17 protein-coding genes are annotated in these 18,836 nt (G+C 53.5%); 12 read left to right on the top strand and 5 right to left on the bottom strand.

Going from position 1 to position 18,836, the window contains the following annotated elements; genetic code table 11:
• Nucleotides 1–1,943: acetoacetate--CoA ligase (locus BT114_RS08785; RefSeq protein ID WP_072326041.1), on the bottom strand; the 1,943-nt coding region annotated here is incomplete at its 3' end.
• Nucleotides 1,944–2,171: 228 nt separating this feature from the next.
• Here BT114_RS08785 and BT114_RS08780 point away from each other — a divergent pair.
• Nucleotides 2,172–2,636, top strand: coding sequence for a chemotaxis protein CheX (locus tag BT114_RS08780; RefSeq protein WP_072326003.1), 465 nt, complete (start codon nt 2,172–2,174; stop codon nt 2,634–2,636).
• Between the two features lie 4 nt (nt 2,637–2,640).
• Here BT114_RS08780 and BT114_RS08775 read toward each other — a convergent pair whose 3' ends face one another.
• A complete protein-coding gene (locus BT114_RS08775; protein WP_072326001.1) occupies nt 2,641–3,855 on the bottom strand; it encodes an HDOD domain-containing protein in 1,215 nt (404 codons plus the stop codon).
• Nucleotides 3,856–4,009: 154 nt separating this feature from the next.
• On the opposite strand from BT114_RS08775, the gene BT114_RS08770 reads away from it, so the two are divergent.
• A complete protein-coding gene (locus BT114_RS08770; RefSeq protein WP_072326000.1) occupies nt 4,010–4,933 on the top strand; it encodes a 2-hydroxyacid dehydrogenase in 924 nt (307 codons plus the stop codon).
• Here BT114_RS08770 and BT114_RS08765 read toward each other — a convergent pair.
• A complete protein-coding gene (locus tag BT114_RS08765) occupies nt 4,927–5,499 on the bottom strand; it encodes a Smr/MutS family protein (protein WP_342715786.1) in 573 nt (190 codons plus the stop codon). The two genes, BT114_RS08770 and BT114_RS08765, sit on opposite strands and share 7 nt — an antisense overlap.
• A 63-nt stretch (nt 5,500–5,562) precedes the next feature.
• Between BT114_RS08765 and prmB the strand changes: the two genes are divergently transcribed.
• From prmB to BT114_RS08740, 5 genes are all read left to right on the top strand, one after another.
• Nucleotides 5,563–6,510 carry a 50S ribosomal protein L3 N(5)-glutamine methyltransferase gene (gene prmB / locus BT114_RS08760; RefSeq protein ID WP_072325998.1) on the top strand — a complete coding sequence of 316 codons (948 nt, stop codon included), beginning with the start codon at nt 5,563–5,565 and terminating at the stop codon, nt 6,508–6,510.
• Nucleotides 6,511–6,543: 33 nt separating this feature from the next.
• A complete protein-coding gene (gene aroC / locus BT114_RS08755; protein ID WP_072325996.1) occupies nt 6,544–7,644 on the top strand; it encodes a chorismate synthase in 1,101 nt (366 codons plus the stop codon).
• A gap of 201 nt (nt 7,645–7,845) precedes the next feature.
• Nucleotides 7,846–8,100 carry a DUF6489 family protein gene (locus BT114_RS08750; protein ID WP_072325994.1) on the top strand — a complete coding sequence of 85 codons (255 nt, stop codon included), beginning with the start codon at nt 7,846–7,848 and terminating at the stop codon, nt 8,098–8,100.
• Nucleotides 8,101–8,293: 193 nt separating this feature from the next.
• On the top strand, nt 8,294–8,725 hold the full coding sequence (locus BT114_RS08745; RefSeq protein ID WP_084662064.1) for a phasin family protein: 432 nt from the start codon (nt 8,294–8,296) through the stop codon (nt 8,723–8,725).
• 99 nt (nt 8,726–8,824) lie between these two features.
• Complete coding sequence (locus BT114_RS08740) at nt 8,825–10,681, top strand: PHA/PHB synthase family protein (RefSeq protein WP_143142799.1); 1,857 nt, start codon at nt 8,825–8,827, stop codon at nt 10,679–10,681.
• A gap of 81 nt (nt 10,682–10,762) precedes the next feature.
• On the opposite strand, the gene rne is transcribed toward BT114_RS08740, so the two are convergent.
• Nucleotides 10,763–13,672, bottom strand: coding sequence for a ribonuclease E (rne, locus tag BT114_RS08735; protein WP_143142798.1), 2,910 nt, complete (start codon nt 13,670–13,672; stop codon nt 10,763–10,765).
• 505 nt (nt 13,673–14,177) lie between these two features.
• Between rne and BT114_RS08730 the strand changes: the two genes are divergently transcribed.
• Together BT114_RS08730 and BT114_RS08725 are read left to right on the top strand one after the other, a co-directional pair.
• On the top strand, nt 14,178–15,140 hold the full coding sequence (locus BT114_RS08730) for an RluA family pseudouridine synthase (protein ID WP_072325993.1): 963 nt from the start codon (nt 14,178–14,180) through the stop codon (nt 15,138–15,140).
• 63 nt (nt 15,141–15,203) lie between these two features.
• On the top strand, nt 15,204–16,229 hold the full coding sequence (locus BT114_RS08725) for a S49 family peptidase (protein ID WP_072325991.1): 1,026 nt from the start codon (nt 15,204–15,206) through the stop codon (nt 16,227–16,229).
• A gap of 23 nt (nt 16,230–16,252) precedes the next feature.
• Here the strand turns inward: BT114_RS08725 and BT114_RS08720 are convergent, their stop codons facing one another.
• Nucleotides 16,253–16,849 (bottom strand): Maf family protein, encoded by a 597-nt coding sequence (locus tag BT114_RS08720; protein WP_072325989.1) that lies wholly within the window; start codon nt 16,847–16,849, stop codon nt 16,253–16,255.
• A 177-nt stretch (nt 16,850–17,026) separates the two neighbouring features.
• Here BT114_RS08720 and BT114_RS08715 point away from each other — a divergent pair, with 177 nt between their 5' ends.
• The 3 genes from BT114_RS08715 to plsX are packed head-to-tail and all read left to right on the top strand — an operon-like array spanning nt 17,027 to nt 18,835.
• Nucleotides 17,027–17,566 (top strand): YceD family protein, encoded by a 540-nt coding sequence (locus BT114_RS08715; protein ID WP_084662062.1) that lies wholly within the window; start codon nt 17,027–17,029, stop codon nt 17,564–17,566.
• Nucleotides 17,567–17,604: 38 nt separating this feature from the next.
• Entirely contained in the window at nt 17,605–17,784 is a 180-nt protein-coding gene (rpmF, locus tag BT114_RS08710) for a 50S ribosomal protein L32 (protein WP_072325987.1), read from the top strand.
• A 25-nt stretch (nt 17,785–17,809) separates the two neighbouring features.
• A complete protein-coding gene (gene plsX, locus BT114_RS08705) occupies nt 17,810–18,835 on the top strand; it encodes a phosphate acyltransferase PlsX (RefSeq protein WP_245770413.1) in 1,026 nt (341 codons plus the stop codon).
• The last annotated feature ends 1 nt before the right edge of the window (nt 18,836 follow it).

The following is an 18,836-nucleotide window of genomic DNA, read 5'->3' as shown; positions in this document are numbered from 1 at the left end:
TGCAGCTCCGGCAGGTTGGCAAACAGCTGCAGGGTTTCGGGGTTGGCCAGGGCATCCTGGTTTTTCACCGGGCGGCCGTGCACCACTTCACGCACGGCCAGTTCCACGATCTTGCCGGACAGGGTGCGGGGAATGTCCGCCACCTGAATGATTTTGCTGGGCACATGGCGCGGCGTGGTTTCGGCCTTGATGGTTTCTCGGATGCGTTTTTTCAGGCCTTCATCCAGCGTGAAGCCTTCTTTCATGCGCACAAACAACACCACCCGCACATCGTCTTTCCAGTCCTGACCAATGCACAGGGCTTCCAGCACCGCTTCCACCTTTTCCACCTGACGGTAGATTTCGGCAGTGCCAATACGCACGCCACCGGGATTCAGCACCGCATCGGAACGACCATGGATGATCATGCCGTCTTCCGGGGTGATTTCGGCGTAATCACCATGTGCCCAGATGTTGTCAAAACGCTCGAAGTAGGCGGCGCGGTAACGGCTGCCATCCGGGTCGTTCCAGAAACCAATCGGCATGGAGGGGAAGGGTTGAACACACACCAGTTCACCCTTTTCACCCACCACCGGCTGGCCCTGCTCGTTGTACACCTGCACATCCATGCCCAGTCCCCGGCACTGCAACTGACCGCGATACACCGGGCGGGTCGGGCAACCCAGTGCAAAACAGGAGATGATGTCGGTGCCACCGGAGATGGAAGCCAGCAGCAGATCGGGTTTGATGTCCCGATAAACATAATCAAAGGATTCATGTGACAGGGGTGAACCGGTGGAGAGGATGGCTCGGAGTTTGGGCAGGTGATGGGTCTGGCCCGGCTTTAAACCGGCTTTTTCACAAGCGGCGATGTACTTGGCGCTGGTGCCAAAGACTGTCACACCTTCACGTTCGGCCATGTCCCACAGGGTTTTGGGTTCTGGAGCAAAAGGAGAGCCATCAAACAACACCAGTGTGGCACCCACCGCCAGCCCAGACACCAGCCAATTCCACATCATCCAGCCACATGTCGTGTAATAAAACAGCGTGTCGTCGCGTGTCAGGCTGGTGTGTAACTGGTGTTCTTTTAAATGCTGTAACAGCGTGCCACCGGCAGAATGCACAATACACTTGGGGACTCCGGTGGTGCCGGAGGAATACATGATGTACAGCGGGTGATCAAAAGGCAGTTCGGCAAAATCAATTTCTCTGGCATCAGGGATACGAAAGTCATCCCACAACACGGCCTTTTGGATGCTGCTGATATCCGGATGAGTCTCCAGAAATGGAAACACCACTACTTGTTCCAGTCCATCCAGTGCGTCAGCGATTTCCGCCACTCGCGGCAGGCTGTTGATGCGTTTGCCGTTGTAAAGATAACCATCGGTGGCAAACAACACTTTGGGCTGGATCTGACCAAAACGATCCAGCACACCGTTAAAACCAAAATCCGGTGAGCAGGATGACCAGATGGCACCCAGACTGGCTGTGGCCAGCATCGCCATCAGGGCATAGTGGCAGTTGGGCACAAACCCCGCCACCCGATCACCCGGAACCACCCCGGCCTGTTCCAGTGCCAGCGCGATCTGGGCCACCTGGTCATGCAGCTGGGCAAAGGTCAGTGACACCCGCTGGCCATCTTCACGCAGGGAAACCACCGCAGTGCGATCATCCCGGAAACGCAGCAGGTTTTCCGCAAAGTTCAGCCGGGCTTCCGGAAACCAGCGGGCACCGGGCATCCGGTCAGCATTTTCCAGCACACGACTGCCCTGTTCAGCGGCCACCACTTCACCGAATTCCCACATCATTTCCCAGAATTCCTCCGGGTTGACTACACTCCACTGGTGCAGGTCTTCGTAGTGGCTCAGGGATTGCTGATAACGCTCATTCACCCGCTGCATGAAGGCACGCAAGGGGCTGGATTCGATGGCGGCGGCAGTGGGCTGCCAGAGGGGCTGGGTCATGGTGCCTCCATAGACTTCTGGTTTGTTATAGGTTTTGTTATGGGCTTTGTTGGTGCCTGATTCCCGGCAGTTCATCAGTTATAAAATAGCACCAGAGGAAGTTAACGTAAACGTAAACTTTGAGTCGTCTTTCTAAAGCCTGGAAGGCTTTTTTTCAAGATGACTCCCTTTTGTTTTTTCTTTGCGGTAAGCTTCCATTTTTAACACTGGATTTCAAAGGCAGGTTTTATGCGGGCGGACTTCATCAATCCCTTTCTTCATGCCATGATGAACGTACTGCGGACCATGTGTCAGATGCAGCCACAGGTCGGCAAGCCGGTATTGAAAGAAGACAATATTGCCCGTGGCGCGGTGACCGGGTTTATTGATCTGATGGGGGAACAGACAGCTGGTTCTCTGGCCATCAGCTTTTCAGAGCCGGTGGCACTGGATCTGGTGGAGCGCATGCTGGGTGAACGCCCGACAAAAATTGATGATACCGTGCGCGATCTGGTGGGTGAAATCACCAACATGGTATCGGGTGGTGCCAAGAAAATCCTGTCGGAGAAGGGTTTTGACTTTTACCTGTCTCAGCCAGTGACCTTTGTTGGTGAAGGGCACAAGATCCTGCACAGTGTTTATGGCCCGAAGATCTTGTTACCCTTTCATGTGGAAAGCGGCGACTTTGTGGTTGAGGTCTGCTTTCGCGAGTAATGCCTCAGATGCCAAACATGGCCTGAACTTCTGCGACCTGGTCGGCGGCATCTTCGATCAGTGTCAGGCTGAACTCGGGAGTCAGGCCCTGGTCAGCAAGTTTCCTGAAAGCTGGTACTTCATCCAGTCTGGGGAAACGGTATTGGTCCGGTGTGCCGATCATGCTGTGCAACCGTCCAACTTTCAATAAATCCCCCAGACCGACTTTTTCCTCTGAAGCTTCTGCTTGCCAGTCATTCTGCTGACGAATGATGTTGATCACTTCCGGATCAAAATTCCAGCTGCTCAGCAGCAAGACGCCCGCATCAGTCATCAATTCTTCAAGCAGTCCATCCATTTTGTTTTCATCAAACTCCTTTTCCTGATCGATGTACTTCAGGATTGCCAACTCACCCAGGTTGTGGATGAGTCCGATCAGCAGTGCCTGATCGGCAGACAGGTGAGCATGATGCAGGGTTAATAACTGTGTTATGGCTGCAACCCTGACGCCCTGAGACCAGGTTCGGATCATGCGTTGTTTCACCCAGGGGTGATTGGCTTTAAACAGCTGACGCAGTGAAAACAGCATCACCAGTTGTGAAGTGGTGTCCAGTCCCAGCCGTTTGATGGCTTCACCACAGGTCTTGCAGTTGATGCCTCGATGGTACATGGGGCTGTTGGCGGCAGCCACCAGTTTGGCGGTGATGGACGGATCCTTGCTGATGATGTTTTCCAGATCACGGATTTCCGGTTCTTCCTGCTGCAGGATTTCGCGGACTTTCAAGGCTACGCTGGGCAAGCTGGGTAGCTGAAAGCTGCGATCTGCCACCGCTGCCTGGAGGCGCTGGTAGAAGCTTTTAGCCAGTGAAGAAGTGTGGCTGCTGACTGCAAAGGTTTGCCCGGAAGTTTGTACTGCCTCACTGAGCAGACTGCCGGAAATGACAACCAGCAATGCTGGTGAAGCGCTGACCACTTCATACATGCTGGGGCGCAAACGAGCAATGCTCAGGCGTGCTTCTGGTGAGCCTGCGCGAATTTCTTTCTGTTTACCATCTTCTGCCCGCAGTAACAGGCTGCCTTCCAGCAAGAAAAACTCCACATCTGAAGCAAAGCCCAATGGCATGATCTGTTCGCCGGCTTGCTGGCAACGGCGTGATTTCAACTGGGGTTTCAACAGGATCAGTTGTTCATCGGTCAGTTGCGAGAATTGTTCAAACTGGCGTAGATCCTTGAGTTTCATGTGATGGGGTCGCTCTGCAGGAATTTTTAACTGAAGTTAACATAATGTAGCCATAAAGTTAACCGGTGGGGTGGAGTCGGCTGGAATTTGGATTTTTTTGCCAGGATCCGCTAGGGTGCCAGTGAAGATGTAAATTCACTGGCTGGAGAAACTGATGCTTTACCTGCACCTGGATAATGACTTGCCGCGTTGGTTGGAGGCATTTCAGCAGCAGCGTCCTGATCTACGGGTGGTGACTGCAAATGATGAGTTTGATCATGCCGAGGTACGCTGGGTGGCGGCCTGGAATCCACCAGAAGGTTTGTTTGCTCGTTTTCCGAAACTGGAGGCTGTTTTTGCGCTGGGTGCAGGTGTTGATGCTTTCATGCGTCGTAGTGATTTGCCTGAAACTGTGCCCTTGATGCGTTTGTTGGATGCTGGCATGGCACAACAAATGGTGGAGTACATCCTCTGGGCCGTCTTGACGGTGCAGCGGGATTTTGATCGTTATCAGCAGCAGCAGCTGCAGCAACAATGGCAAGAACAGACGGCTCGCTCAGTCACTGAAATGCGATTGGGAGTGCTGGGGCTGGGCGCACTGGGGCAGCAGGTGGCCAGGCAACTGGCTGGTCTGGGTTATCCGGTGACTGGTTGGAAGCGCAGTTCACTGGATTTACCTGGCGTCAGGGTGTTAACCGGTGATGAGGGGTTTAAACAGCTGCTGCAAACCTCTGATGTGTTGATCAGTCTGCTGCCCAATACTCCTGCCACTCAGGGCATGTTGAATGCGGATTGCCTGGGTTTATTGCCGCAAGGTGCTGTACTGGTGAATGTTGCACGCGGTGTGCAGGTGGTGGATGAAGATCTGCTGCAGCTATTGGATAACGGCCATTTGCGCCTTGCAGTGCTGGATGTGTTTCATCAGGAGCCTTTGCCTGCTGATCATCCCTTCTGGGGGCATCCCAAAGTGGTGTTAACCCCTCATGTGGCAGCAGCAACCCTGCCGGAGCCAGCCATTACCCAGGTGCTGGATAATTTACACCGCTTGCAGCGAGGCGAAACACCTCGGGGTCTGGTGACCGGTTCTGCTGGTTACTGATCCTTTGGGGTAGAGCGGGTGCGCAGCAGGATATAAACAGCACCTGTGCCCCCATCGGTGGGCAGTGCAGAGCAGAAGGCTAAAACATCCGGCATCTGCCGAAGCCAGGCATTAACATGGGATTTGATGCTGGGTACCTCGTCTTCGCGGTTCCAGGATTTGCCGTGCACCAGTAACAGACAGCGATAACCCCGTGCTCGACCATCCCTGATGAAGTCACTCAGTGCTGCTCTGGCGGCTTCGATGGTGTAACCATGCAAATCCAGCCCTTCCTGCCATTCCAACTGACCCTTTTTTAATTGTTGCAGGGTGCGCAGCGGTAAGTCTGGCAAGTGAAACTCCAATGAGTCAGAAGGGTTCACGGGTTGCACCTTGCCGTCAGAAAGCCCGACACCAGTTAGACCCACGGGCTCATTACCAGCAGCCTCACGCCGTAGCTGCAGGCTCGCATCTGACTTTTTGCGAGGTTTGCCTGGGTCGGCGCGGTTTTGTTGAACAGGGCGCACACCTTTCATTAATGCCCTGAACATCTCCAGGTCATCGGGCTGATCACTCTCGGAACTCACTGACTGCTCCTTATGCTAAACTCCACCAGATGTTAACACGCTGAATCAGGAAAATGCGCCGCCATGAGTCCCTCCAGTCAACAGTCCACCACTTCGTTGGTACAGGAGTTGCAAACCCTGCGTGATTTTGTACGCTGGGCTTTAAGCAACTTTAATCGTCACCACCTTTATTATGGTCATGGCACCGATAATGCCTGGGATGAAGCCCTGCATCTGGTGTTAGGAAGCCTGCACCTGCCCTGGGATACCGATGAGCGTTTGCTGGATGCTCGATTGACCCAGTTGGAGCGGGAAAAACTGCTGGAATTGATTCGTCGCCGCTGTGAGCAGCGCACGCCTCTGCCTTACCTGTTGGGTGAGAGTTGGTTTGCCGGTCTGTGTTTTAAAGTGGATGCACGGGTGCTGATTCCTCGTTCCCCAATTGCCGAACTGATTCAGGACTGCTTTTCCCCCTGGTTTGATGAAGACCATCCACCGGCCCGCATTCTGGATCTGTGTACGGGCAGTGGCTGTATTGGTATTGCCTGCGCTTATGCCTTCCCAACGGCACATGTGGTGCTCAGTGATGTGTCAGAAGATGCCCTGGATGTAGCTCGTGAAAACATCAGCCGCCATCATCTGGCAGACCGGGTTGCTGCAGTACCCTCGGACCTGTTTGCCAACTTGAAAGGTGAGCAGTTCGATCTGATTGTCAGTAATCCACCCTATGTTGATGTGGATGATCTGGCCAACATGCCTGAAGAGTACCATCAGGAGCCTGAACTGGCGCTGGCGGCTGGTGATGATGGGCTGGAGCTGGTGCGAGTGATCCTGTCGCAGGCACGTCGCCATCTGACGGATGGTGGTCTGTTGGTGGTTGAGGTCGGGAATAGCCAGACGCATTTGGAAGCCCAGTTCCCACAGGTGCCTTTTTTATGGGTTGAGTTTGAATCTGATGCCCGTGGTGTATTTGTGTTGACGGCTGATCAGCTGGATGAGTTTCAATCGGATTTTGATGCAGCTTGCAACTAAGCGAGCAATGTTTTTTTAAGTGGGTAACCCTGCATGTCTGGAAATACTTTTGGAAAACTTTTTACAGTCACCACCTTTGGTGAAAGTCATGGTCTGGCACTGGGTGCCATTGTTGATGGTTGCCCACCGGGAATGGCCTTGAGTGAGGCTGATCTGCAGCTGGATCTGGATCGTCGCAAACCGGGCACCAGCCGCCACACCACTCAGCGTCGTGAGCCGGATCAAGTGCGTATTCTGTCTGGTGTTTTTGAAGGTCGCACCACCGGTACACCCATCGGTCTGCTGATCGAAAACACTGATCAGCGTTCAAAAGACTACGGCAAGATCAGTGAACAGTTCCGGCCGGCTCACGCTGACTACACCTACCAGCAGAAATACGGTATTCGTGATTATCGTGGCGGTGGTCGCAGCTCGGCCCGTGAAACAGCCATGCGTGTAGCCGCTGGTGCCATTGCCAAAAAATACCTGCAAGAAACCCACGGTATTCTGATTCGTGGTTACCTGTCTCAACTGGGCCCGATCAAGGCAGAAAAGCTGATCTGGGAGAGTGTGGAGCAGAATCCTTTTTTCTGTCCTGATCCAGACAAGGTACCGGAAATGGAAGCCTACATGGATGCACTGCGCAAGGAGGGCGACTCCATTGGTGCCCGCATCGAAGTGGTTGCGGAAGGTGTGCCGCCAGGTCTGGGTGAGCCGATTTTTGATCGGTTGGATGCAGATATCGCCCACGCTATGATGTCTATCAACGCTGTTAAAGGTGTCGAAATTGGTGCTGGTTTTGCCTGTATCGAACAGAAGGGCAGTGAGCACCGGGATGAAATCACGCCGGAAGGTTTTCTCAGCAATCATGCCGGTGGTGTGCTGGGGGGGATCTCCAGTGGTCAGGCGATTCGCGTCAGCATGGCACTTAAACCCACTTCCAGTCTGAGGTTGCCGGGAAAAAGCGTGAACCTGCAAGGGGAGGCCTGTGAGGTGATCACCACCGGACGCCATGATCCCTGTGTCGGCATTCGTGCAACACCAATTGCAGAAGCGATGTTGGCGATTGTGTTGATGGATCACCTGTTGCGGCATCGTGGACAGAATGCGGGTGTTGATCCTGGAACACCGGTCATACCGGCTAGTGCATTTTAATTTTTTTTAAACAAAGACCAGACTTTCCATTAAAGCTGGCCTTTGTGTTTAGGTTATTTTGCTGGTAATTGATGTCGTAAGGTGTTTTTTACTGAATCGATCATTTGCAGGAAAGTGTTGCTCTTTTCGCAGTTGCGTTATGAATGACATACTGGTTAAATGATCTCAAGACAATTCACGGAATTACGCCGGAGGCCGCACGTGAAAGTCAATATCGAGCTGGACATGACCCCGGAAGAGTTCCGCCAGGCCATGGGACTGCCGGATGTGCAGCCCTTTCAGGAAGAGCTGATGAACAAAATCAAGGAACAGATGGAGGCCGGGGTTGAAGGCTATGATGCCCTTTCCCTGTTTAAACCTTTTATTTCCCAGAGCTTTGAGTCCGTGAACAGTTATCAGAAACTGATGATGGATATTCTGGCCGGTTACGGTCAGAGTGGTGGCTCGAATCGATGAGTGGAAATCTTCTGTTGATCATCTAAAATTTTTGGATGCGCCACCGAATTGAAACAACAACAAGACAAGCTTCAGGAAAGAAGCAGGAATTAAAAAGTTTTTTTACCGGTTTCGGGCATCAGATGACTGGTGCTCAATTCAATATAGGGTTAATCCCCTAAAACGACCCAGCAACTGGAATTGGAGAGACACCATGATTCAAGATAAAGCCATGCAAGACAAAATGATGAACGCTTTTGCCGAGCAAACCAAAAACATGGTTAACCCGCTGCGCAAAATCAACGCGCTGCTGGTTGAAAACATGGAAAAAATGACTGACTTCCAACTGGAAGCCCTGAAGGCTTACAGCCACATGGGTCTGTCCCAGATGAAGCAGGCCACTGAAGTTAAAGACGCTGACACCGTGCGTGACTACAGCGCTTCTCAGGCTGAGCTGATGAGCACTCTGAGCAAGAAGATTCTGGAAGATGCCAAAACCATGGCTGACATGAGCATGGAATTTAAAGCCGAAGTTGAGAAGATTCTGGAAGAGTCTCGCGCTCAGGCTTTTAACAAGGCTTCTGAAGAAACCAAAGCAGCTGCCAAACCGGCTGCCAAGCCTGCTGCTGGCGCTGCTGCCAAGTAATAAAGCCAGGTAAAAGCCCCGGGCTTGATCAAGGCAGTAAAATGGAAAGAAGGGGCTTAACAGCCCCTTCTTTGTTTGTGCGTTCAGGGGAGATGGTGCATGACTGACCAGACCAGTGAAAAACAGCAGGAACAGGTATTGTTTGATCCAGCTGAAATGTTTGATTGGATGACCAAGGCAAATGAGCGTTATCAAGCGGTCATTGAACAGCTGATCAGCCGTAATGAAGGTGGGGTGAGTGACTCCTCTACGTCCATTTTTGCGGACATGGGTGATAACTTTCAGAAGCTGGGTGAGCAACTGGCTGCCAACCCGATGGTGTTGTTTGATGAGCAGATGAGCCTGATGCAGGGGCAGATTCAGCTCTGGCAAAATACGGCGCGCGAACTCCTGGGTGAGCAGGACGTAGAAGCTGTCATTGAGCCTGCTCGTGATGATCGTCGTTTCAGCGATCCGGAGTGGACTGATAATCTGGTTTATAACTTCATCAAGCAGTCCTACCTGCTTTATGCGCGTTGTTTGCTTAATATCGTGCATGGTGTTGAAGGATTGAGTGAGCATACTCGTCAACAGGTGGATTTTTATACCCGCCAGTTGGTGAATGCCATGTCACCCTCCAACTCCATCTTCACCAACCCGGAAGTCATGCGCCGTACTTTGGCCACCCGTGGTCAGAACCTGTTGAAGGGTATGGAGCAACTGGCACGTGACCTGAAAGAAAGTGCTGAAGGCCTCAATGTCACCATGACCGACGTGTCAGCCTTCAAGCTGGGTGAAAACGTTGCCACCACACCGGGTGAAGTGGTTTTCCAGAACAAGCTGATTCAGCTGATCCAGTATAAACCGACCACTGAAAAGCAGTTCAAGACACCGCTGTTGGTTGTACCGCCGTGGATCAACAAGTACTACATCCTGGATCTGCGTGAAAGCAATTCGCTGGTGAAGTGGCTGACGGATCAGGGTCACACCGTATTCATCATTTCCTGGGCTAACCCAGGCCCTTCCATGCGTGATTATGGTTGGGGTGAGTACATGAAAGAAGGCCCGATTGCGGCCATGGATGCCATCAAGGAACAAACCGGTGAGCCGGATGTGAATATCATCTCTTACTGCATTGGTGGCACACTGACTTCCTCAACCCTGGCGTACCTGACGGCCAAAAAGCAGGAAAAACGGGTCAAGTCGGTAACCTACATGGCTACCCTGCAGGACTTCTCCGAGCCGGGTGAGATCAGTGTCTTCATCAATGAAGCAAGCTTGCGTGGCATTGAAAAGCAATTGGATCGTACCGGTTACCTGGATGGTCGCGCGATGGCCTTCAGCTTTAACCTGCTGCGTGAAAATGACCTGTTCTGGTCCTTCTTCATCAACAACTATCTGAAGGGTGAGCGTCCGGCCGCTTTTGACCTGCTCTACTGGAACACTGACGGTACCAACATGCCGGCAGCCATGCACAAGTTCTACCTGCGCAACATGTACCAGCAGAACAAACTGATTCAGCCGGGTGGCATTGAGGTTGACGGTGTGAAAATCGATCTGAGCAAGATCAAGACACCGGCATATTTTGTGTCCACCATTCAGGATCACATTGCCCAGTGGAAATCCACCTACAAGGGTGCACAGGTGCATTCTGGTTCGGTGAAGTTTGTATTGTCCGGTTCTGGCCATATTGCCGGGGTGGTGAATCCGCCCAATAAGGTCAAGTATGGTTACTGGACCAATGACAAGCTGGCTGATACCCCTGATGCCTGGTTTGCTGGTGCAGAGAAACATGAAGGTTCCTGGTGGCCCCACTGGCAGCAGTGGGTGACTGAGAGCAAGCATGCTGATCCGGCATCAATGGTTGCTGCTCGTGATCCTCAGCAGGGTAAATTGCCGGTGATTGAAGCCGCACCAGGTAGTTATGTGAAGCTGAAAATCACTGATGTACTCAAGGCAGAACTGTTACCCAGGTGATGGCTTGAAGCTACACAAAAAACCCGCCTTTTGAGCGGGTTTTTTGTTGCCGGAGGCAGGAGGATTCTCCTGGTGGGAGAATCAGTTGTTTTCAGGGGACGCCTGGCCCTTGTCAGCTTCAGTTTTGGCCAGTTCCTCTTCCATCTTTTTACGGCGACGCACTTCGCGTGGATCATTGGGGGCGCGGCCGGGCAGTGGCTGATAACCAGGCAGGTGTGGGAAGAGGTTGCTGGCTTCCTGGGCTGCTGGTTGTTCAGTTTCAGTGGTCTGTGGCTGCTGTTCAGCTTGAGCTTCGCTGGATGCAGGTGCTGCCACTGTTTCCTGAGTCGACTCAGTCGGAGTCGCAACAGCTTCAACCACTGCAGCAGCAGCTTCCGGAGTTGCGTCTTCTGTGAGTGTAGCTTCTGCAGCTATTGAAGCTGTTTCAGCAAAGGGCTGCACTTCTGTGTTGGTGCTTTCAGCCTGCGATTCAACTGGTTGCGCTGTTGCAGCTTCTTCAGTGGTTAGTGTTGCTTCTGAAGACTCAGTTGTATCGGCAGTATTGTCCTGGTTGCTGGCTTCAGACTTGCGGCTGCGCTCGCCCTGACGTCCACGACCACGGCCACGACGCTGTGCGCGCTCACCAGCATCTTCTGCTGGAGTTTCCTGCGTGGTGCTTGTTTCAGCGGCAGTGTCATCGGCCACCACTTGAGCTTGTGGCTGTTCAGCAGGCTCAACGGCAGGGGTGGCTTCCGGTGCTTGCTCTACACTATTGGCAGTGCTGGCAGCTGCTTCTTGCGTTGCTGCTGCTTCCACACTGCTTGCTTCAGTCACTGCTATTTCTGCAGTATCAGCAGGCAGCAGCTTGTCTTTCAGCTGTTCAAAATCCGGCGGTGTTGCTGCGTCGCCCGTCATGGCCTTGTTGCGGCGACGATTGCGAGGATTGGTGCGTGCCGGTTTTGGTGGAGTGTTGTCAGCCACTGTTTCAACAGCAGGATTTACACTGGCCTGCTTTTCAGGGCGTGAAACATCGCTGGTCGCTGTTTCATCACGGCGATTATTACGGCGGTTGTTGCCACGGCTTTCGCTGGAGCCATCGCTACGGTTTTCATTGCGGTCGCGGCTGTTTTCGTTGCGATCACGGCGGTTGTTGCGCTCGCGTCCGCTGCTGTCACGATCACGGCGGTTGCGATTGCGGTTGTTACGGTCGCGATTGCCTTCATTGCGATTGTTATTACGTTCAGGTTTGGTCAGTGTTTCGTTGGCTGATGTTTCGTTGCCACCCAACAGTTTGCCCAGTGCTTTAAAAAAGCGACTGACCAGGCCTGGCTGGCTATTGCTGGCTTCTGGTGCGGCTGTTTTGCTTGCAGCGGGTTCAGAACGGGGTTTTTCAACGTCAGCCGGTGCTGGAGCGTTGGGGATGATGTTCTGTACTGCAGCTTCCGCAAAGCCGGTGACTTTTTCTGCACTGCCGGTAGGCTCTTTGTCGTTGGTGGCAGAAATGTCCAGTTCATAACTGGCAGGGGTGTCTTCTTCGTCCAGGTCATCCACGCGCACACGCGTGACATCATAGTGGGGTGTGTGCATTTCCGGGTTGGGGATGACCAGCACTTCAACCTGCTGGCGTTTTTCGATTTCGTGCAGGGCGGAACGTTTTTCGTTCAGCAGGAAGGTGGATACGCTGACCGGCAGAATGGCACGGATCTGAGCGGTATTGTCCTTCATGGCCTCTTCTTCGATCAGACGCAGGATCGACAGGCCCAGGGATTTAACGTCACGAATGGTGCCCTGGCCTTCACAGCGAGGGCAAACCACACCGCTGGTTTCGCCCAGGGAGGGACGCAGGCGCTGACGGGACATTTCCAGCAGGCCGAAGCGGGAGATGCGACCGATCTGTACGCGTGCACGATCCACCTTGAGGGCATCACGCATGCGATTTTCAACTTCGCGCTGGTTTTTCACCGGGCTCATGTCGATGAAATCAATCACCACCAGGCCGCCGATATCACGCAGGCGCAGCTGGCGGGCAACTTCATCAGCTGCTTCCAGGTTGGTTTGTAATGCGGTTTCTTCGATGTCACCGCCACGAGTGGCACGCGCCGAGTTGATATCAATGGATACCAGGGCTTCTGTGTGGTCGATCACTATCGAGCCGCCGGAAGGCAGTTTCACTTCGCGCTGGAAGGCGGTCTCAATCTGGCTTTCAATCTGGAAGCGAGAGAAGAGGGGTACATCATCCTTGTAGAGCTTGATGCGGTTCTGGTAAGAAGGCATCACCTGCTGGATAAACCCTTGTGCCTGCTCAAAAACTTCCTGATTGTCAATCAGTACTTCGCCGATGTCCTGACGCAGGTAGTCGCGCATGGCGCGAATGATGACGTTGGATTCGCGGTAAATCAGGAAGGGGGCAGGCTTCTGGGTAGCTGCGGTGTTGATGGATTCCCAGATCTTGACCAGGTAATCCATGTCCCACTGCAGTTCTTCGCTGGAGCGGCCAATGCCTGCGGTGCGAACAATCACACCCATCTGGCTGGGTACATTCAGGCCGTTCATGGCGTCTTTCAGAGCGGCACGCTCATCACCTTCAATGCGGCGGGAAATGCCACCGGCACGGGCGTTGTTTGGCATCAGTACCAGATAGCGCCCGGCAAGGCTGATGTAGGTGGTCAGAGCGGCACCCTTGTTGCCACGCTCTTCTTTATCCACCTGAACAATCACTTCCGTGCCTTCCTTGATCAGGTCGCGGATGTTGCCACGGCCTTCACCAGAGTTTTTGGCATGGTATTCACGACCGATTTCTTTCAGCGGCAGAAAGCCATGGCGCTCAGCACCATAATCAACAAAGGCGGCTTCAAGGCTGGGTTCAACGCGGGTGATGCGTCCACGGTAAATGTTGGCTTTTTTGGATTCTCTGGAACCGGATTCGATATCAAGATCGTAGAGGCGTTGACCATCAACAAGTGCGACCCGACGCTCTTCTGGCTGGGTGGCATTGATAAGCATGCGTTTCATGGGGCTTCCGTATGTTCTGGCAGCCCAGACATGGCGGGTTGTCTACGTTATGTTTCTTTGTGCCGACACAACAAAAACAGGCAGGGGCAAAGGGGCACCTGACCTGATGTTATGCCTGGCTTTCCGGTTGACTGAAACGCTCAGGATGGTTTGAGCCGGTAAATGGATTTTTCAGTGGCAGGCCGGAAGGGCCGGGTTGTCTTGCACAAGGTAAAAATAAAAGTTCACAACTCGCGTGCCTGGGCCGCGGTTTTTTATTTGCCTGATGTAAGCCATCAGACGTCGTTTGCGTAAATTCTTTGTTTCAATTCTGTTTGCGCTGGCCTGCGTGTTGCCCACCAATGACTACTATGGGTGCAGGCGCTTCATGAGGGGACGACCCTTTTCCGCGCCACGACATGATAGCAGCAGGCCTTCCTGTGAGCAATGCCACAAAAAGTGTGTATGCCTTGTTATACTCTGCACACTTTGTGCTGCATCTTCCTGTCTTGCCGGGTCAATGTTTATGTCAACTGCTGCTGCCACGGATGCTCTGTCTGTGCGTTATCTGGATGTCACTGCCGGTGCTGATGGGCAGCGGCTCGATAACTTTTTGATCACCCAGTTAAAGGGCGCACCGAAAACCCTGGTTTATCGCATCATTCGCAAGGGTGAGGTGCGAGTGAATAAAAAGCGCGCCAAGGCGGATACCCGCTTGCAGGCCGGTGATCAGGTTCGGGTTCCTCCGATCCGCTTAACCGAAAAGGCTGCAGATACACCTGTAGGTAATAGTTTGCGGGAGCTGCTGCTGGGCGAAGCCGTCTGTTTTGAGAATGATGCAGTGCTGGTGCTGAATAAACCGGCTGGATTGGCGGTGCATGGTGGCAGTGGTGTACGGGTTGGGTTGATTGAAGCCTTGCGGCAGGTGCGCCCGGAACTGGATTTTCTGGAGCTGGTGCACCGGCTGGACAAGGATACCTCTGGCTGCATTTTGCTGGCCAAATCCCGTAAGGCACTGAACATTCTGCAGGACCAGTTGCGTGGCAAGAAAATGGGCAAGTTCTACCAGGCCTGGGTTATAGGCCAGTGGCCGGTGGAGCTGCGTGAGGTGAATGCCCCGATTGACCGCGCTTCATCACCTTCCGGTGAACGTTTGATGCGGATAGCCGCAGAGGGTGAGGGGAAGCGTTCACTGACTCGTTTTCGGGTGTTGAAGCGAGCGGGTAATCTGACTCTGATTGAAGCTGAGCCGGTGACCGGACGCACTCATCAGATTCGTGTGCATGCCCGTTTTGCCGGTTTTCCGTTATTGGGCGACCCTAAATATGGTGATGAAGCCACCAATGAACGTTTTCGCAAAACAGGCATCTCACGCATGTTTTTGCATGCCCGTCGATTGGTTTTTAATGATCCGATGACTGGTGAACCGGTGCAGGTTGAAGCAAATGCAGATACCAGTTGGAAACAGGTTGAGCAGCAGGCAGGTTGAACGTAAGGCAGATTGAGCAGCAGGCAGGTAGATAGAACCTATTTTAATTAAGGTAGCGCTTACATGAGTGATAAAGACCCCTGGACCAGCAAGGCTGAGCCGCTTTCTGAAGAGGCCGGAGTGGTTGCTGATAAAGCGATCACAAACAAGGACAAGACAGGTGCACCTGAGCAGTGGATGCAAGCCTGGGCAAAAGAGGTATTGCTGGAACAGCGACGTGCCCGGCGTGGTCGCATGATTGGTGGTGTGCTGCGCGGCCTGATCACCCTGGTGATTGTATTGGTGGTGTTTGGCTCCGGTCGTGAACTGATGTCTTTAAGCAAGGATGAGGCGCCTGGTGCTCCTCATCTGGCTGTAGTGGATGTTCGCGGTGCGCTGGATAGTGAAGGGCGCGCCAGTGCTGAGCGGGTATTGCAGGGTGCTCGTCGTGCTTTTAATGCCGATGGTGCCAGGGCGGTGGTATTGCGTATCAACAGTCCTGGTGGCAGTCCGGTGCAGGCCGGGCAGATTTATGAGGGCATTCGTGAGCTGCGTGAACGGCATCCACAATTGCCGGTTTATGCAGTGATTGAGGAGCTGGGTGCGTCTGGTGGTTATTATGTGGCGGTGGCTGCAGATACCATTGTGGCTGATCGCTCCAGTCTGGTGGGTTCAATCGGTGTGGTTTCCGGTGGTTTTGGGTTCAAAGAGGCCATTGAGCGGCTGGGTATTGAGCGCCGTGTGTTCACTGCCGGTGACAACAAGGCATTCATGGATCCTTTTTCTGATATGGATGCCCAGCAGCGTGCTTTCTGGCAGCAGGTGCTGGACTCCACGCATCAGCAGTTCATTGCACGGGTAAAAGAGGGGCGGGGAGAGCGCCTGGCCAACAATCCGCAGATTTTTTCCGGGCTGGTCTGGAATGGCGAGCTGGCGCTGGAACAGGGGTTGGTGGATGAGCTTGGCTCACTGTTTACCCTGCAAGCCCGACTGGGTGTGGAGCGCAGTATCAACTACACTCCTGAACCCAGCCCCTGGGAGCGATTGGAGCGCCGACTGGGCACAGCCATCAAGGCTGCAGCAATGGAGCTGGCCGCGCCGCGTTTCTGATCACCGGCCGCGCCTTATACTGATCAGCTGTGCTGTTGCGGGGCCAGAACGTCCAGGCCTTCTGCCCGCAACAGTTCGCTCAAGCGAATCAATGGCAGGCCAATCAGGCTGTTGGGGTCATCACCTTCCAGTTTTTTGAACAGGGTGATCCCCAGTCCTTCTGATTTAAAGCTGCCTGCGCAGTCAAAAGGTTGTTCAGTATCCACATAGTAGTGGATCTGATCTGGAGTCAGTTCGCGAAAATGCACCCGGAAGCGATCAACCAGAATCTGTGCCTGACCACTGCGGGTGTTCAGCAGGCAAAGGCCGGTCATGAAATCAACCTGATGACCGTTCAGCAGGGTCAGTTGTTTAATCGCCATCTCCCGGTTGCCGCTTTTGCCAAGAATCTGGTTGTTATAACAACAAACCTGGTCTGAGCCGATGATCAGGCTGTCTGGAAAGGCTGCTGTCAGTGCCCGGGCCTTGCTTTCGGCCAAGCGTGCGGCCAGGGCTTCCGGTTGCTCACCGGCTAACGGGGTTTCATCCACGTCAGGGCTGGCGGTGACAAATGCCAGACCCAGTTTTTGTAGTAGTTCACGACGGTATTTTGAGCCTGAGGCCAGTACCAGGGTCTGCATGCACACTCCTTTTTTGCTGTTTTGTGGTGCCTGTGGATGATGCTGTGGATGACTTGTGTAGGATGAAGGCATAGAATACCCACCTTTGCTGACTTTTTATTGTGCATTTTGCATGGAAACCGCATTGTGCCTTTGACAGTCAGCGCTTGTCCCTCTATTATTGCGCGCTTGAATTTTATGGCAAACGAATACCTGCGTTACCCTCTGGACCCCTACAAGTTTTGTGCAGCTGAACGGGAAGCGGTTTTTGATCTCTCCCTGCAGGACATGAAACGGGCACAGGAAATGCTGGTCGATGCGGAAGGCAGCATTCATTTTGAACTGCGTTTCAGCTACGGTCCCCAGCGCCTGTTGCAGGTCGAGGGACGCCTGAAGGGTGACGTCACCCTGGAATGCCAGCGTTGTCTGGGGCCGGTTCAGGAAAGTCTGGACAGTGAATTCATGTGGGGACTGGTCACCACTGAAGAAGCTGCCAGCAACCTGCCGCGTACCCATGAACCGGTGTTCATAGAAAACGAGGCGCTTGATCTTCTGCCTGCCATAGAAGATGAACTGATCCTGGCTTTGCCGCTGGTGGCCTACCATCCACCCGAAGCATGCAGCATGCCGGAGCAGATCACCGGGCAGGCACCTGAAGAGACACAGGCGCCGGTCGAGAAACACAACCCGTTCAGTGCTCTGGCTGATTTGAAGAAATCGCTGAAATCCGGGCAGTGAATGTTTTAAGTTTGGCTTTGTAAACCTGGGAGTAAATCATGGCTGTTCAACAGAATCGTAAAACCCGCTCCAAGCGTGACATGCGTCGTTCCCACGATGCCCTGAGCGCGCCGGCACTGTCCGTTGATGCCACCACTGGTGAAGTGCATCGTCGTCACCACGTGACCGCGGAAGGTTTTTACCGTGGCCGCAAAGTGATCGACAAAGGCGAAGAATAACAGCTGATCTGCACCGGGTATCACTGTGCAGATCAACCTGGCCATTGACGCCATGGGCGGGGACTCCGGTCCCCGCACTAATGTGGCTGGAACCCTTCTGGCCCTGACGCAGGACCCTCTCCTGACCGTCACTCTGGTTGGCGACAAATCCCTGCTTCAAACCCTTCTTTCCCAGCATCATCTCAGCAGTGTTTTTGCCTCTCGTATTGCCTTGCTGGGCAGTGACGAGGTGATTGGTATGGATGAGTCACCGGCTTCAGCATTACGCAATCGCAAACATTCCTCCATGCATCGCACTGTGCAACTGGTTGCTGATGGCCAGTGTCAGGCAGGTGTCAGCGGGGGTAATACCGGTGCCTTGATGCTGATTGGTCGCCACTATTTAGGCATGTTGCCGGGCATTGAGCGCCCTGCAATTTGTACTGCCATCCCTACCCGCAAGGGACGCAGTTACCTGATGGATCTGGGTGCCAATGTTGAATGCAACGCTGAACACCTGTTGCAGTTTGCCCTGATGGGCTCGGAAATGATCCGGGTGGTGGAAGGTCAGGCCAGCCCCAGAGTGGGTTTGCTGAATGTGGGGCATGAAGCGATCAAGGGTAATACCCTGGTCAAACTGGCTGCACACCTGATCGATGAACATCCGGCAGTGAACTATGCCGGTTATGTGGAAGGCGACGAGATTTTTGCCGGTGATCTGGATCTGGTGGTGTGTGACGGATTTGTTGGCAACATTGCCCTGAAAACCAGTGAAGGCCTGGCGCGTTTTTTATCCGGCCAGATTCAGGGGTTGTTTGAAAAAAGCATTTACAGTCGCCTGGTGGGCTTGATGGCTCGCCCGGTGCTGAAGCAGTTAAAACAGCAGATGGACCCGGTGCGTTATAATGGCGGCAGTTTTCTCGGGTTACGGGGCTGCCTGGTGAAAAGTCATGGCAATGCGGATGCAGCAGGCTTTTCCTTTGCCATCATGCGTGCTGCCACTGAAGCCCGTCAGGGTTTGTCTGCTCACCTGCTCAGGCAATTGCAGCAGCAGGAGCTGCCATCAGGCTAAG

This window comes from Marinospirillum alkaliphilum DSM 21637, assembly GCF_900119735.1.
Lineage (GTDB): Bacteria > Pseudomonadota > Gammaproteobacteria > Pseudomonadales > Halomonadaceae > Marinospirillum > Marinospirillum alkaliphilum.
Note: the sequence above shows the minus strand (reverse complement) of the source record. Positions and strands in the feature narration are given on the sequence as shown.

What these genes read in the sequence shown, in the direction of transcription:
- BT114_RS08780 (WP_072326003.1), top strand. Translation starts at nt 2,172, where the DNA reads ATGCGGGCGGACTTCATCAATCCCTTTCTTCATGCCATGATGAACGTA.
- BT114_RS08775 (WP_072326001.1), bottom strand. Translation starts at nt 3,855, where the DNA reads ATGAAACTCAAGGATCTACGCCAGTTTGAACAATTCTCGCAACTGACC.
- BT114_RS08770 (WP_072326000.1), top strand. Translation starts at nt 4,010, where the DNA reads ATGCTTTACCTGCACCTGGATAATGACTTGCCGCGTTGGTTGGAGGCA.
- prmB (WP_072325998.1), top strand. Translation starts at nt 5,563, where the DNA reads ATGAGTCCCTCCAGTCAACAGTCCACCACTTCGTTGGTACAGGAGTTG.
- aroC (WP_072325996.1), top strand. Translation starts at nt 6,544, where the DNA reads ATGTCTGGAAATACTTTTGGAAAACTTTTTACAGTCACCACCTTTGGT.
- BT114_RS08745 (WP_084662064.1), top strand. Translation starts at nt 8,294, where the DNA reads ATGATTCAAGATAAAGCCATGCAAGACAAAATGATGAACGCTTTTGCC.
- BT114_RS08740 (WP_143142799.1), top strand. Translation starts at nt 8,825, where the DNA reads ATGACTGACCAGACCAGTGAAAAACAGCAGGAACAGGTATTGTTTGAT.
- rne (WP_143142798.1), bottom strand. Translation starts at nt 13,672, where the DNA reads ATGAAACGCATGCTTATCAATGCCACCCAGCCAGAAGAGCGTCGGGTC.
- BT114_RS08730 (WP_072325993.1), top strand. Translation starts at nt 14,178, where the DNA reads ATGTCAACTGCTGCTGCCACGGATGCTCTGTCTGTGCGTTATCTGGAT.
- BT114_RS08725 (WP_072325991.1), top strand. Translation starts at nt 15,204, where the DNA reads ATGAGTGATAAAGACCCCTGGACCAGCAAGGCTGAGCCGCTTTCTGAA.
- BT114_RS08720 (WP_072325989.1), bottom strand. Translation starts at nt 16,849, where the DNA reads ATGCAGACCCTGGTACTGGCCTCAGGCTCAAAATACCGTCGTGAACTA.
- BT114_RS08715 (WP_084662062.1), top strand. Translation starts at nt 17,027, where the DNA reads ATGGCAAACGAATACCTGCGTTACCCTCTGGACCCCTACAAGTTTTGT.
- rpmF (WP_072325987.1), top strand. Translation starts at nt 17,605, where the DNA reads ATGGCTGTTCAACAGAATCGTAAAACCCGCTCCAAGCGTGACATGCGT.